Consider the following 13,188-nt stretch of genomic DNA (forward strand, 5'->3'; position numbering starts at 1 on the left):
GCCATGTGAATCTCCTCTGTCGCCCGTTGCTACTGGCACGATAGTGGCACGCCGGGATCGCCCCGGGACCAAAAAAGCCCCCGGCAGCGCTGCTACCAGGGGCTTTGGTGGAGACGATGGGAATCGAACCCACGACATCTTGCTTGCAAAGCAGGCCACGCAGACCCGTATAACACCTGCATATAGCCATTACGCTGGGATGATCCCGATCCTGAGCAACACGCTGTTCACCGGCATTGACCGCTGTTGCCCTCCCTTACTGGCACGCCAATGGCACGGGCCGCACGCTCCAGGCTGACTGCGGATATGGGTTCGAGAATGGGGTGCACGCCCGACGACTCCAGTCCAAGCTCATCATTCTTGACGGGGAGGTCCAAGCGGTTTCACCGACTTGAGAAACACGACACTGCAGCTACGACGGAACCAGCTCACCACCCGATGGACAAGCACGCCGGTAACAGAGGGCGCAGGGCCCGCCGACGCTAGATGCGTGATGGCAGTCCGTCCCCGCGCTGCCCGGCTGCTGGTCCACGACAACCTCGACACCAGCCGACAGACCATTCGGACGCAACGACCCCTGACCAAATGAGACTCGTGCCTACAAAAATTTGGCTTCACGGCCAAACAGGCCTCAGAGGAGCATTGCCGGTCACACCGCTCCAGCGCGGGCGGTCACCGGATCTGACGACTGATCGTCAGCTGAGCGAGTCGATGTGTTGACTCCGGACCCAGTCATCGAGTTCGTTGAGATCGAAGAGCAGGTACTTGCCGACCTTCGAATAGGGGATGCGTTTCTCGGCCACGGGCCGTCGCAGGAACCGTACTCCGAGGCCGAGCCACTCGGCGGCGGCTTCGATTCGAACCCAGCATGCTGATGGTCGCCCGGATGGATTCATCTTGTCGTCTTGCTCGCTCATGGTGACTACCCCGACTGCTCGGCCAGCCCGGCGGGCATGACTCCTCAACCAATGGGGGTGAAACCGGCAAGTCGTTTCACTGCTTCCTTGGAGATCCTCTCGCGATCGATGCCAGCGGGAAGCTCCACGCGAAAGAAGCGTGAAGGGGACCCGGTAGGGCACTGTTGCATTAAGGGATCGCGTGTGGTTCGTGCGGCCGGCGCGATCGTCTTGTGACGCACATCTCTGTCTCCTGAACAGGGCAAATTAGGGTGACCAGCGAGGTGCCGCGACCTGTGGCCGACTCCGCTAACACCTCGCGATGGCTCAATGCAACAGTGCCGACCGAAGTCGGTCGGCGTCGTTATCGGGCGGTTCGGGACCCATGAAACCCCTTAGCAGCGGCGTCCAGTCGGTCGGTTCAACAGCAGATTCTCCGAAGAGTCGAGAGACTCGTTCGACCTGCGACACTTACGAGCGATGATCACCGATGCCACTCCCGAATTTCCTCAAGTCTTCATCAGCCATGCCAGCGAGGACAAAGGGAGATTCGTCGAGGAGTTCGCGACCCAGCTTCGGTACAAAGGGGTCGATGCGTGGTTCGACCGATGGGAGATGCAAGCAGGCGACTCTCTGGTAGAGCGCATCTTCGAGTGTGGGATCGCTGCGGCAAAGGCCTTTGTCATCGTGCTCCCTCACGCAAGTGTCTCCAAGCCGTGAGTTCGTGAGGAACTCGATGCTGCGGTCGTGCGCAGAATTAACTCCGGTGGAGTCGTCCGACTCATCCCGGTTGTGCTCGACGCGGACGTGGATATTCCAGCAGCGGTCCAGCATTTGCTCTGGCTGTCTGTGGACGAATTGGCAATCGGTGGTGTTGTCGATGAAGTGGTGCGAGTCGTCTATGGGGGCTCTCGAAGACCTGCGTTGGGACCCCCGCCTGAGTTCTCATCGACTCAGTCCACGGCTTTTGCGACCGACACCGTGGACGACCTTGTGTTCCGCCTCGTTGTCGAGGAATGGAAAAAGGATGGTCTGTCCACCGTCTTGATGTCGAACGGGATTCAAGCTGCTGCGGAGGCAGCTGGTGTAAGTGCTGAAGCGTTCGTTGAGAGTATCGAAGCGCTTGTGGCCGAGAACCTGCTCGACGCCACACCGAGGGCAGGACGCAAGCGGTGGAGGATCAATCCGTTGCCCGACCATGTTTGGCTCCGAGCGGAGGAGCAGGCTGGGTTGGATCTCCTCGAGGTTCGGCGGCGGGTCCTTTCACTGATCATCAATGACGGCGTTCGTCGTCTTGACCCAGCTGAGATCGGACTCCATGAATTCACCGTGCGGGCGATCGCTCGGCAGCTTGAGAGCGATGGCCTGATTTCGGTCAGCCAGATGGCCAATCGAACTTTCCTCATCGGCAATGTGAGCGCACTTGCGCGCCGAGCTCTCCGGGGCTGAGGTCCTATCGTTGGGCTACGTTGGCTGCAGCGGGGTGTGATTCGAGGCCGGGTTCGCGGACCGTTCAGATCTCCTACGGGAGTTCGTCAACGATGCGGACATCCGCCGCAGAGCGAACAACCTGATCAAGCGAGCGATAATCGCCAAGGCGACGAAAGACCACCGACCTGGCCAGCCAACCGCACGATCTGGCACGCTAGGCCGAGCGCTGACGTGCCGATATCGGACGGCTCGTCAGACCGGACGATTCCGTCGATAGGAGTGCCGATGCGGCCGGTCGCCACCGGTTCGACGGCGATCATTGCGCTGGCTCTACGTCCCCGCGTCCGGTTGTTGGCCTTCTCGGATGGTGGGCGCGATCGGCTCCAGCGGATCTGCTCTATCCCACATCAACTCACAGTTAGCCGCAATCGCTTCTGCGCTGTCCGCCATCTTGACGACGACGCTCGTCACTGTGCCTACTCCGTTGAGCGAGGCGCCAAGAAGAAGGACGGTGCCGTCCACGCCGATGACATGGCGATCGTGAAGCGATCTGTCGGCGACTTTGACTTCAACCTGGCGAGCGTCGGATCCGAGAGTTCCGAGAGCGATAGCAAGCGCGTTGATGTCAGCGTTGGAGACCTTTCGGCTGGTCAAGATCCGATTGACCTCGGTCGCCTGCAGGACGCTCATCAGGTGGTCGATCCGAAAGTACGGATCGACAAGGAGCGCCTCACCTACTTCGCCAAGCTCGCGGAACAGCTTTGCAAGCACGACGGGATCGTCACGGTCGAGGACAACATCGGTGGACTCCTCCCCGGTGCGTTCCTCTCGGTCTGCAGCCGTGTGAATCGCCCTGCCGAGACTCGTCAGCTTGACGCCGTCCGGTGAGAAGGTCACCCAGTCGAGCCGGAGGAGGTAGTCGACCAGCGCTTCGTCAACACCGCGAAAGACCTGCAACATCGAAAGGGCTGACACTCCGAACGGACTGTTCGACGAACGGTGCGGCTTGGCGACGTATGCCTCAAGCTGTGGGAGAGTTGGGTAGTGGCCCGACCGCTCGAGCGCGGCTAGGTATGCCAGTGCCCGCCTGCCGTCGCTGTCGATGAGTTCCACGCCCTCGAACGGTACCCCCCAAGCGTTCTGCATGGGCCGACTTTCAGATAGCAGATCGGAGGCACGAAAGCTGGTCGCCTGACGGCCACCTGGCGTGATGGGACCCGCACCACGGGCGCGTGTGCGCCGCCTCGCAAATTCTGAGCGGGCTTGACCAATCGTACGTGCCGGTACGGAGCGGTGCGGCAGCGAGGGCGCCGGTGTTGTTCTGATCGGTTTCCATCGGATCGTTGCGGAGCAATCGAACGTCGAATGGAGCACGACTAATCTTCATCCGTGGCCGTCAAGCTCCCGACCCCAACTGACTCCGACGTCCGCACAGTCTTGGACCGGCAGGCCCTGGTCATGTTCGAGCTGGCCGACGAGGTGCTGGCGGATGTGACCCTCGAGGAATGTCTCTGGCGAGTCAGCGATCAGAGTTGGACCGTGCACGAAGTGGATGGGCGGTTCGTTGGTGAGCTTGCCGACGAGCCTCCCGACCTCCCGACTCCATCGTTGGCGTGGACGATGTGGCATCCGATCTGGTGGCTTTCGGTTCTGCTCGGCCATGCTCACGGCCGGGAGATTCCAGCGCCGGAGTCCATCGAGTGGCCAGGTCCCGGGTCTTCAGTCGCAACCATCCGTGAGCTCTGGGCTGAGTTGATGCTGTTCGCGAGTGGGCTTGACGATGACGACCTCGGCTCGGGTGATCTGAGCAGGTTCCCATACACCGACGGTCGGCCTTTCGTTCACACGCTTGGATGGGCCTCGATGGAGCTGGTCAAGAACTTGTCGGAGATGTGCATGCTCCGGCGGATTGCGAAGGACGTTTCGGAGCGATGACGTCGGATCGACAGCAACGAGAAACAGCACCTTGTGGCGCACGTTCTTGCGCACCTGCCCGATCGCGTACGTGCCGATCTGATCGGTTTCTGTGGTTGAGATTGGCCGCGATTATCGAGCGGCGTTGACAACAGTTGATAGTGCGAGCACACTGGGGTCATGAGCCGGAACACGATGAGTTTTGCCCTCCCTGAGAACATGCGCGACTACATCGACGCACGTGTCAGCGACGGCAGCTACGGCAACACGAGTGAATACCTGCGAGAGCTGATTCGCCGCGACCAGCACGACCAGGCAGCTCAGCGCCTCCGCAGTCTCATTGCTGATGGACTCGCATCGGGCGAGGGTCGCGAAGCAACTGACGACGTGATTGCAGAACTGCGCGAGCGAGCACTCGGCGCTGACGCGTGACCCGCCCGATCCTTCGGCCGCAAGCCGAAGTGGATCTCGTCGAACGAACCCAGTACTACCGAGATGAGGGCGGCGCGGCCGTCGCCGAACGATTCTTCGACACGGCAATCCGTGCGCTGGATGCGATCGGACGGATGCCCGGTGCGGGGTCGCCGCGGGTCGGCGAGTTGTGCGGCATCGATGGGCTGCGTGTCCGGGGCGTTCCGAACTTCCCGTGCGGCTGGTTCTACTTTGCCGGCGGCGAGCGCGTTGATGTCGTCCGCCTGCTCGCCGACGCACAGGACATCGCAGATGCCCTCGCTGATATCGCGCCGGAGTAGCGATCGCACGTGCCGCTATCGAGCGGGTTGGCGGCGGTTGGAGCGATGTTATTCTGATCGGCTTGGTTGACACCCGCTGTTGGCCGGTGGGCGCCGGTGTTGCGTCTTCGAGTGGACGTCGAGGTCAGCGATGGGCGGCCTCGATGAACTCGTAGAACGCAGCGAGGGCGTGGATGGCTTCGACTGCTCGGTCCGCCGCCGTGTCATCGAGCCATGCCGTCTTGGGGATGGGGCGCATTGCTAACAGCTGCTTCAGTCGGATGATGTCCGCGTATCGGTGGTCGCTGTGATCGGAGAAGCCGCGAGGCATGGTTTCCACGGCGTCGCCGTGTTCGAAGTCGGTGTCGGCGTCGTGGAGTGTGTCGAGTACTGACTGGAACGCATCGGGTTCGTCGATCATCCGTTGGCGGACGGGTGCGAGATCTTTCGCTTTCGGGCGGTGCATGCCTCCACCGATTCGTCCACCGTCGGCATCGAGTTCGAGGTAGGCGAGTCGTCCGGCTTCGTTCTTGTCGCCTGTCTCGGTGAGTAGTCCCGACACCAACTCCGAGTACGGCCGCTTGTCGTCGCTGAATCGCACGTCGCGTGCTTGGCGGAACATCGTCGCAGCACTGCCTTGGAGGGCGATGTCGCTGCCCGACAGTTGCTCGGTGAGTGCTTCGAGGAACGCAGCAAACGGTTCGCGGACGTACTCGTCGAAGTCGGCGCGATGCGCGTCGAACCAGTCCTTGCTGTTGTCGTGGGCGAGTGCATCGAGCAGATCGAAGCTTCGTGCGGTGAATCCGTTGCCATTCTTGGTCATTCTGTTGTCTTTCTCGGGAGGTGATCGGGGTCGAGTTGCTGTTCAGTCCGTGGAGGCGAGGTGTTGGTCGACGAGGTGTTCGATCGCAGAGTCGTCGGGCCGACGGCTTTGACAAAGGCGGGCGAAGACGAGTGGGCCGCAGAGGTTGGCGACGTGATCGGCGACGCTGATGTCGGCGCTCATCCGTCCGTCAGCAATCGCCTGCTCGACGAGCGTCGCCGTCTGACGAGATCCAGCGGCGACGAGTTGGTCGCGCATCGGTTCGATCTCGGGGTCCCGGTCGGCGCGCTCGACCATGGCAGCGATGATGCGCCCGACGATTCCGTCGAACAGTTCTCGGCGAAACGATTTCAGTTCGGCGACGAGATCCGCACGGAGGTCGCCGGTGATCGGCGCGTGGTGCACATCTCCGAAGTTGCCTCCGTGAGCGAGCAGCGCAGTCCGATCCGGGAAATGGCGGTACACCGTGTTGCGGCCGTACCCCGCATGCTCGGCGACGCGCTGATGGGTGACCGCATCCCAGCCCTCGTCGGCAAAGAGAACGCGCACTGACTCAGCGATCGCGGCCTGTGTGCGTTGCACTCGGCGATCGTCGGGTCGCTCCGTCGGGCTGGCAGGAGTCATACAGAAATTCCTCGGTGAACTCGACAGTTCTGGAACAATCTGTTCCAATACGAACACTATGTCACGAAGATCCACCATCGAACCACCAGAACCGGCCTCCTCCAACCCCACGCTCACCATCGCGACGATGTGCTTGAGTGTGGTGCTCGTCATCGCCGGCGTCGCCGGACTGACGGTCGCGATCCCGACGATCGGCCAAGAGCTCCAGGCGTCGCAGAGCGAGCTGCAGTGGATCATCGATTCCTATGCGATCGTGCTGGCCGCACTGCTGCTCCCGGCCGGGGCACTCGGGGACAAGTTCGGCCGCAAGAAACTGATGATGATCGGCTGGGCGATCCTCGTCGTGTCATCGCTCGCCACTTCGCTGAGCAACGACATCTGGACCATCGTCGCCCTGCGCGGTGTCTCGGGTGTCGGCGCGGCGCTGATCTTCCCCGGGACGCTCTCGACGATCACCAACGTGATCCCGGCGGAGAAGAAGACCCAAGCAATCGCTGCGTGGACCGTGAGCGCCAGCATCGGCGGCACGATCGGCTCGGTCGGTGCCGGCGCGCTGATCGAGGCGTTCTGGTTCGGTTCGATCTTCGTCGGCACCGCGATCGTCGCCGCGGCGATCGCTGCGATGACGCTGGTGTTCGTGCCCGAGACCTCGGATCCATCGGAATCGAACCTCGATCCGGTCGGTTCGCTCGCGTCGCTGGTCGGTATCGGTGCGATCACACTGGGCATCATCGAAGGTCCACTCAAGGGATGGACCGACCCGCTCGTGCTCGGCGGACTCGCCGTCGGCATCGTCGGTATCGTCGGTTTCGTCGTCTGGGAGCTGCACACCGACAAGCCGCTGCTCGATGTCCGACTCTTCAAACTGGCCGGCTTCTCGACCGGATCGGTGTCGATCTTCCTCCAGTTCATCGCCGCCTTCGGCTTCTTCTTCACGGCGTCGCAGTTCCTGGCGTTCGTGTTCGACTACTCGCCGCTGCTCATCGGACTCGGGCTCCTGCCGCTCGGTGTCACGATCCCGCTGGCGTCCGGGCTCGCACCCAAGCTCATCGGCACCTTCGGCCGCGGACCCGTCGGCGGGGCCGGCCTCGCCATCCTCGGCGCCGGTGCCGCGATGTTCTCCTTCGTCGGCGTCGACTCCAGCTACTGGCTGTTCGCCATTGCGGTCCTCGTCTTCGGTTTCGGGTTCGGACTCGCCGCTCCACCTGCCACCGAAGCAATCGTCGAAGCACTGCCCGCGAACAAGCAGGGTGTGGCATCGGCGATGAACGACGTGACCCGCGAACTCGGCGGAGCACTCGGCATCGCCGTGGTCGGATCGTTCCTCACCGTCGGCTACCGCAATTCAGTCGAGTCGAGTGACGCACTCCCTGCGGCACTCGTCGAACCGATCTCCGACTCGGCAGGAGCCGGCCTCGCGATTGCGGGCGAAACCGCAGCGAGCGGGGATCAACAGCTCGCCGGATCCATCGTCGACACCGTCCGCCTCGGCATCGCCGACGGCTTCGCCCAGGCCATGCTGGTCGCTGCTGGGGTCGCGGTGGTCGGCGCGATCTACGTGGCGATCCGGACACCGAAGGCGATCAGCTCGACAACCGACGCCACAGCCGACGAAACCACCTTGGCGACGCCGCTCGACTGAGAATCGGCTCGTCCACCCCGCACACTTCGCGTTCGGGCACGGTGCAGCGGGTTGAAGCGTGATCGTCAGGCGTTCGGAACGCGGCGGTTCTCCGCGGCGAGCTGTGCGGTGGTGGCGATCCGCTTCGAACGAGTCGCTTCGGTCTTGGCGAGCTTGATCCACCGCAGCGTGTTGCGCTTCGTCGAGGGCGGGAACGCCTCGTAGTGCCGTCGCGCTGGCTCGTTCGCATCGAGGGCGGCGAGAAGGTCGTCAGGTGCAATGAGTGCGTCGACGTCGTCCATCAAATCCCAGAGCCCGTTCTGTTTCGACGACTCGATCGCAGCCATCCCATTATCGTGCATCCGCCCATCAGCGATCAGGGCGGCGGCTCGGTCCTTGTACGTCTTGGACCAGTGCTGAACGCGGCGTGGCCCGATCAACTGCATCGTGCGTTCGTCGTCGAGCTTGCGACGAATCCCGTCGATCCACCCGAAACTGACCAACCCGTCGAGCACCTCGTCCCGGCTCACGTACTTCGCTTCATGCGGCGATCCGGCCGGCGCCTTCAGGAACGTCACGAGCCACACGCTGTCATCTCGTCCGTGATGATCGAGGAGCCACCTGCGCAGATCCGCAGACGACTCCACCTGCACCCGGTCGAAGTTCTCGGTACGCACCATCAGCGATCAGCGCGCCGAACACCACGAGTCGACGATGTCGAGCAGATGGCCCCGGCCCGCTTCAACCGATTCGATGTCGACGAATCGCATCATGCGCTACAGACCGTCACCCTCGAGTCGTTCGAACTCTCCGGGGATATCCGAATCCTTCTGGAAGACCAGGCCGGCGAACTCCTTGGCGTTCCAGTGGAAGTAGCCATGATCCCGCCGTGCAGGAAGGCGGGCGCTCGGTACTTGACCGCCTCATCCATCCGCTCGTCGCTCAGACCGACCGCCCGCACAGCTGCAATCACGTCGCGCTTCGGATTCGCCGTCCGAGCCAGCCACGCATCGACATCGGAAATCGTCACCTCTACATCTTCACCGTCACCGACGGAGCGAGCAGCGTCGAGCCTGTAGATCGAGCCATCGCCCTACGACCTGAAATCCACGCCACCCCCCCCCACCTGTGACACGTCCGACCAGCAGCGAAGGGGCACCCTCAGCGCATCTCGGCTCCAACCGATCGTCGACACGTTCCGAGCGGGTACGCCCGACCGACTCGGGACCCGACTCGCCGCGATGAGCGGGTGCGACCGTTGTTGGACGCCGAGGCCGCACGTTCTCGAGTGCCTACCCGAGCGCGGACGTGACGATCAGGAGTGCTCCCGTGGCGGCTGATTCGATGATGTTCTGAGCGCCTTAGCTGGCGGCCAGGGCAGTGGAGTTTCGTCGGGTTCGATCCACGTTGCCCGAGCCTTCGGGCTGAACAGCAGTGTGCGACTCCAGTGGCGAAGCGGCGCCTGGGTGCTGCAGCGAGATGAACCAACCACTTCCAGAATGCTCGTCGGGCTCAGACTCGCCACTGCGCCAACGAAGTACTGGGTCAGCGTCTCGTGGTATCCCGAGGTCGCAGTGTTCTCGACGCCGGTCGCAGTGTTGTAGGCCCTGATTGTCTGTCGGAGTAGCTCGACTGTTGCGGCGGGATCTCGGGTTGTCGTGAGGGCCGCCCAACAGACACGAAGGTGGGCCCCATGGGTCCAGTCGGACTTCGGCAGGGTGAGATCGCAGAACGCGTCGAACGTCTGCTGGGTTTGGGCATCGATCATGCGACCATCGCGTATGAACAATCGCCGTCGGTGGGCCCGTTCTGTCAAGATCAACGGCATGGCAACCGACGATGATCCTGTCATCGATCATATCGACCGGACGATCCTTCGAACGGTTCAACAATCGGGACGCATGTCGGTGAAGGAGCTAGCAGAGATCACTGCGTTATCGACAAGCGCAACTTCAGAGCGACTCCGTCGACTCGAACGAATCGGTGCGATTCTCGGGTACCACGCCGAGGTGGCCCCGAGCGTGCTCGTTCGCCCCGTCGACGCCATGGTCGGAATTAAAGCCGAGCCAAGCTCGGACCGATCATCGATCGAGTCATGGATCCACGATCAGCCGTCGATCGTCGAGGCGGTTCACCTCACCGGCCCCCACGACTACATGCTTCGGCTGCGTTGTACGACTACTACCGAACTCGACGACGTTCTGATGGCGATGAAGCGCGAGGGCGGAGTTGCTGAAGTTGAAACGCGAATCGTACTCCGAAGCCTTGCTGTCGACCCAGCGACACCCTGAGGCGGTCCAACTCCACGGACTACGGGCGATCAGAACATCGAGCACGAGCCGCCAGCGCCCCGCTCGTGATCCGGCACGACGATCGGCCTCGTCGCCTGCGTGGCATCCGGTGGGGCGGCGAGCGTTATCGAGTGCCTGTCCGAGCACCGACGTACCGTTCTGGAGCGGTCTGACCGGTGCCGGGAGTCCGTTGTTATAAGTGGTTGCAGCCCGCCTTGGCGAGGGTTCCCGGGGTTGATTCGCACGGTGGCATCGTCGTGACGATCGTTTGGTTCGTGTGGTCACGTCGCCGAACTGACGTTGCTGCCTGAGTTCGCACGGTGGCGGCGCCACCCCTGGAATCCGGTGACCGCGAACGTCAAGATCATCAGCGGCGCCACGATCAGCGCTGCCGGCCAGACGACACCGGTCGCGTCAGAATCGTTCGCGTCGAGCACCAGATACGTGACGTAAACGAGATAGAACGCGATGAGGACGAACCCTTCCCATCGTTTGATCTCGAAGCCGTTCCAGACGATCGGCACGAGCACGATCGTGGCGACGAGCATCACCGGGAAGTCGAGACGCAGTGAAACATCACTCACAGCGATGCCGTTGCTCGACACGATCGAGCTGAGCCCCAGCACCGACATCAGGTTGAACAGGTTCGATCCGATCACGTTGCCAACAGCAATATCGCGCTGGCCGCGCATTGCTGCCAACATGGACGTCGCTAGTTCGGGAAGCGACGTGCCGATCGCCACCACCGTCAACCCGATGACGAGATCGCTGATCCCTGCCGCCTCGGCGATGTCAGTCGCCGAGTTCACCAGCAACTGTGAACCGACCACGAGCACGACGAGACCCGCCATAACCAGCATCACGTTGAACCACAGCGGGCGTTCGACTGCGACGCCTTCCAACGTCTCCACCGATTCGGTGTACTCCTCGACGATGTCTTCGCGCTCGCCTCGGGCTTGGCGGATGAGCCAGCCGGTGTACGCGAGCACGCCGGCGAACAAGATGATGCCGTCGATGCGGCCGATGTTGTTGTCCAGCGACATCAGCAACGCGACCACCGACACCACGATCAGCAAAGGGATGTCAAAGCGAATGATGCGTTGCTGCACCGCCAGGCCACCGACCACCGCGGACGCGCCGAGGATCAACAAGATGTTGCCGATGTTGCTGCCGACGACGTTGCCGAGCGCGACGTCGGCGTTGCCGCCGAGCGCGGCGGACACGCTGACTGCGAGTTCGGGGGCGCTGGTACCGAACGCGACCACGGTGAGCCCGATGATCACCGGAGCGATGCCGAGCTTTGACGCGATCGTCGCCGCGCCCTTCACCAGGAGTTCGGCGCCGCCGACGAGGCAGACCAGACCAATAACTAGCGAGATGATGGTGAGCGCGTTCATTGCTCAGTCTTCGATTTCGTCGTCTTCCCCGTCGGGGTCGGTCTCGCTGTCTTCAACGCTGGTGTCGGGTCCGTCATCGTCTTCTTCGTTCGTGTCGGTGGTGATGTCTGGCTGGTCAATGTCGTCGTTGGTGTCAGCGCCGCCGGTGCAGCTGGTGAGCGCAATGGCGGTCACGAGGGCGGCGGCGATTCGGTGGCTGGTCTTCATGGCGGTGCTCTTTTCGTTGGTTGGTGATGTCAGTAGCGCAGGATTGCGGCGATTCGTTGGCGGTCGATCAGGGTGTTGCTGTTGCTGTTGACGATGACGCTGGCGCCTCCGTGCTGGAGAACAGCTTCGATGGTGTCGTCGATGATGTCGTCGTTGACATCAGGGTGATCGGGGTCATTCGCGGGGTGGAGCTGGTTGTTGTGGTCGATGCAGGCCGGCAGTGTGTAGTCGCTTTCGACGATGAGGGTGGCGACGCGTCCATCGAGGGTGAGGGGCCAAATTTCGTGGATGCCGCCGGCGTAACGCTTGTTGGACCGCGCAAGGTCGAGTTGGCAAATCGCACGGGTTGCGTCGGTGCGCAGCCAGTCGTTGACGATCGGCCACGCGGCGTGGTGGAGTTCGGTGATGCTCGTGCGGTCGTGGTTGCCAGCGATGACGCCGATGGTTTCGGTGAGGGTCGGTGCGAACTTGCGGACGGAGCGCTGGACACCAGCAACGACCACAGGAAGCGGGTCGGTGGCGTGTTCGGTACGCAGGCGGTCGGAGAGGTCTCGGGCCCAAGTGGGGGTGTGTTCGTCGTTACGGGTGAGCGGCCAGGCGTCGTCGCGTTGTTCGACGAGCCGTTGGCGGTCGCCGATGAACAGGCGGCTGGTCTGCTCGCTGATCGTGATGACGCGGTAGAGGGCGGTCCGGTTGAAGACGGCGACGAGGTCGCGTGTGGTGAAGGTGTCGTCGATCGTGACGCGTTCCTCGATGCTCCGGGCGAGGCGGACAGCGGCGGAGTACTCCGGTGAGACGAAAAGAGCGAGCGCATGGCTGGATGGTTCGCCGGCTTGCTCGTCGATGGCGTGGGTGAGGCGGGTGATCAGGCTGAGGCGCAGTGCGTCGGAGACATCGCCGTCGAGGCGGTTGTCGATGTGGCAGGCGAGGCGCCTGGCAGTGTCGAGTTCAGTGAGCGAGAGCGTGATTCCGGGGGTGGTGTTGAGCAGCATCGTGATGCTCGGGTAGGAGCGTTGGCGTTGGAGTTCGTTGAGGGTTGCACGGTTCATGTCGGGATTTCTTCCAGAGCTTGAAGTGGGCGTGATTACAGCGGCGGCGGCTGCGTCGGTGCCGCTAGTGTCCTGTCACGGTGTTTCGTCTGGTAATTCGGTGTTGGTGACGTCGGCGCAGTAGCGGCCGAGTCGTTCGAGGATTTCGTCGGCTGTTTTGTGCCAGACGAACGGTTTGGGATCGTCGTTCCAGACCTCGACCCA

Annotated in this window: 18 protein-coding genes; 8 read left to right on the forward strand and 10 right to left on the reverse strand. The window is 62.6% G+C overall.

The genetic code is table 11. The features are described from left to right. Nucleotides 1-695 precede the first annotated feature (695 nt). Entirely contained in the window at nt 696-917 is a 222-nt protein-coding gene (locus tag ACH2EI_RS01720; protein WP_395158948.1) for a helix-turn-helix domain-containing protein, read from the reverse strand. A gap of 459 nt (nt 918-1,376) precedes the next feature. Between ACH2EI_RS01720 and ACH2EI_RS01725 the strand changes: the two genes are divergently transcribed. Continuing rightward, the gene (locus ACH2EI_RS01725; protein ID WP_395158950.1) at nt 1,377-1,616 is read left to right on the forward strand and encodes a toll/interleukin-1 receptor domain-containing protein; all 240 of its coding nucleotides are present in this window, start codon (nt 1,377-1,379) and stop codon (nt 1,614-1,616) included. Between the two features lie 27 nt (nt 1,617-1,643). Continuing rightward, entirely contained in the window at nt 1,644-2,345 is a 702-nt protein-coding gene (locus tag ACH2EI_RS01730; RefSeq protein ID WP_395156867.1) for a hypothetical protein, read from the forward strand. A gap of 125 nt (nt 2,346-2,470) precedes the next feature. Here the strand turns inward: ACH2EI_RS01730 and ACH2EI_RS01735 are convergent, their stop codons facing one another. Beyond that, on the reverse strand, nt 2,471-2,647 hold the full coding sequence (locus ACH2EI_RS01735; RefSeq protein ID WP_395156865.1) for a hypothetical protein: 177 nt from the start codon (nt 2,645-2,647) through the stop codon (nt 2,471-2,473). Between the two features lie 10 nt (nt 2,648-2,657). Continuing rightward, on the reverse strand, nt 2,658-3,440 hold the full coding sequence (locus tag ACH2EI_RS01740; RefSeq protein WP_395156863.1) for a hypothetical protein: 783 nt from the start codon (nt 3,438-3,440) through the stop codon (nt 2,658-2,660). A gap of 276 nt (nt 3,441-3,716) precedes the next feature. Between ACH2EI_RS01740 and ACH2EI_RS01745 the strand changes: the two genes are divergently transcribed. The 3 genes from ACH2EI_RS01745 (at nt 3,717) to ACH2EI_RS01755 (ending at nt 4,993) form a co-directional block, all read left to right on the forward strand. Further along, nucleotides 3,717-4,262, forward strand: a complete 546-nt coding sequence (locus tag ACH2EI_RS01745) for a DinB family protein (RefSeq protein ID WP_395156861.1) — start codon at nt 3,717-3,719, stop codon at nt 4,260-4,262. 159 nt (nt 4,263-4,421) lie between these two features. Next, nucleotides 4,422-4,673: a type II toxin-antitoxin system ParD family antitoxin gene (locus ACH2EI_RS01750; protein WP_395156859.1), complete on the forward strand. Its 252-nt coding sequence runs from the start codon at nt 4,422-4,424 to the stop codon at nt 4,671-4,673. Then, nucleotides 4,670-4,993, forward strand: coding sequence for a type II toxin-antitoxin system RelE/ParE family toxin (locus tag ACH2EI_RS01755; RefSeq protein ID WP_395156857.1), 324 nt, complete (start codon nt 4,670-4,672; stop codon nt 4,991-4,993). The genes ACH2EI_RS01750 and ACH2EI_RS01755 overlap by 4 nt, the downstream gene beginning before the upstream one ends. Nucleotides 4,994-5,117: 124 nt before the next feature. Here ACH2EI_RS01755 and ACH2EI_RS01760 read toward each other — a convergent pair whose 3' ends face one another. Both ACH2EI_RS01760 and ACH2EI_RS01765 read right to left on the reverse strand, forming a co-directional pair. Then, on the reverse strand, nt 5,118-5,795 hold the full coding sequence (locus ACH2EI_RS01760) for a DUF2461 domain-containing protein (protein ID WP_395156855.1): 678 nt from the start codon (nt 5,793-5,795) through the stop codon (nt 5,118-5,120). Nucleotides 5,796-5,837: 42 nt separating this feature from the next. Continuing rightward, a complete protein-coding gene (locus tag ACH2EI_RS01765; RefSeq protein WP_395156853.1) occupies nt 5,838-6,419 on the reverse strand; it encodes a TetR/AcrR family transcriptional regulator in 582 nt (193 codons plus the stop codon). A 58-nt stretch (nt 6,420-6,477) separates the two neighbouring features. On the opposite strand from ACH2EI_RS01765, the gene ACH2EI_RS01770 reads away from it, so the two are divergent. Continuing rightward, nucleotides 6,478-8,061: an MFS transporter gene (locus ACH2EI_RS01770; RefSeq protein WP_395156851.1), complete on the forward strand. Its 1,584-nt coding sequence runs from the start codon at nt 6,478-6,480 to the stop codon at nt 8,059-8,061. A gap of 65 nt (nt 8,062-8,126) precedes the next feature. On the opposite strand, the gene ACH2EI_RS01775 is transcribed toward ACH2EI_RS01770, so the two are convergent. Further along, a complete protein-coding gene (locus tag ACH2EI_RS01775; protein WP_395156849.1) occupies nt 8,127-8,618 on the reverse strand; it encodes a YdeI family protein in 492 nt (163 codons plus the stop codon). A 24-nt stretch (nt 8,619-8,642) separates the two neighbouring features. Between ACH2EI_RS01775 and ACH2EI_RS01780 the strand changes: the two genes are divergently transcribed. After that, on the forward strand, nt 8,643-9,119 hold the full coding sequence (locus ACH2EI_RS01780) for a hypothetical protein (RefSeq protein WP_395156847.1): 477 nt from the start codon (nt 8,643-8,645) through the stop codon (nt 9,117-9,119). A 236-nt stretch (nt 9,120-9,355) separates the two neighbouring features. On the opposite strand, the gene ACH2EI_RS01785 is transcribed toward ACH2EI_RS01780, so the two are convergent. Beyond that, a complete protein-coding gene (locus ACH2EI_RS01785; protein WP_395156845.1) occupies nt 9,356-9,808 on the reverse strand; it encodes a hypothetical protein in 453 nt (150 codons plus the stop codon). A gap of 58 nt (nt 9,809-9,866) precedes the next feature. Here ACH2EI_RS01785 and ACH2EI_RS01790 point away from each other — a divergent pair, with 58 nt between their 5' ends. Then, nucleotides 9,867-10,331: an Lrp/AsnC family transcriptional regulator gene (locus ACH2EI_RS01790; RefSeq protein WP_395156843.1), complete on the forward strand. Its 465-nt coding sequence runs from the start codon at nt 9,867-9,869 to the stop codon at nt 10,329-10,331. 281 nt (nt 10,332-10,612) lie between these two features. Here the strand turns inward: ACH2EI_RS01790 and ACH2EI_RS01795 are convergent, their stop codons facing one another. The 3 genes from ACH2EI_RS01795 to ACH2EI_RS01805 are packed head-to-tail and all read right to left on the reverse strand — an operon-like array spanning nt 10,613 to nt 12,984. Further along, nucleotides 10,613-11,728 (reverse strand): calcium/sodium antiporter, encoded by a 1,116-nt coding sequence (locus tag ACH2EI_RS01795; protein ID WP_395158952.1) that lies wholly within the window; start codon nt 11,726-11,728, stop codon nt 10,613-10,615. 3 nt (nt 11,729-11,731) lie between these two features. Next, nucleotides 11,732-11,935 carry a hypothetical protein gene (locus ACH2EI_RS01800; protein ID WP_395156839.1) on the reverse strand — a complete coding sequence of 68 codons (204 nt, stop codon included), beginning with the start codon at nt 11,933-11,935 and terminating at the stop codon, nt 11,732-11,734. A 29-nt stretch (nt 11,936-11,964) separates the two neighbouring features. Then, nucleotides 11,965-12,984, reverse strand: a complete 1,020-nt coding sequence (locus ACH2EI_RS01805) for a hypothetical protein (RefSeq protein WP_395158954.1) — start codon at nt 12,982-12,984, stop codon at nt 11,965-11,967. Nucleotides 12,985-13,188: the final 204 nt, after the last annotated feature.

Source organism: Ilumatobacter sp. (assembly GCF_041688325.1).
Classification (GTDB): domain Bacteria; phylum Actinomycetota; class Acidimicrobiia; order Acidimicrobiales; family Ilumatobacteraceae; genus Ilumatobacter_A.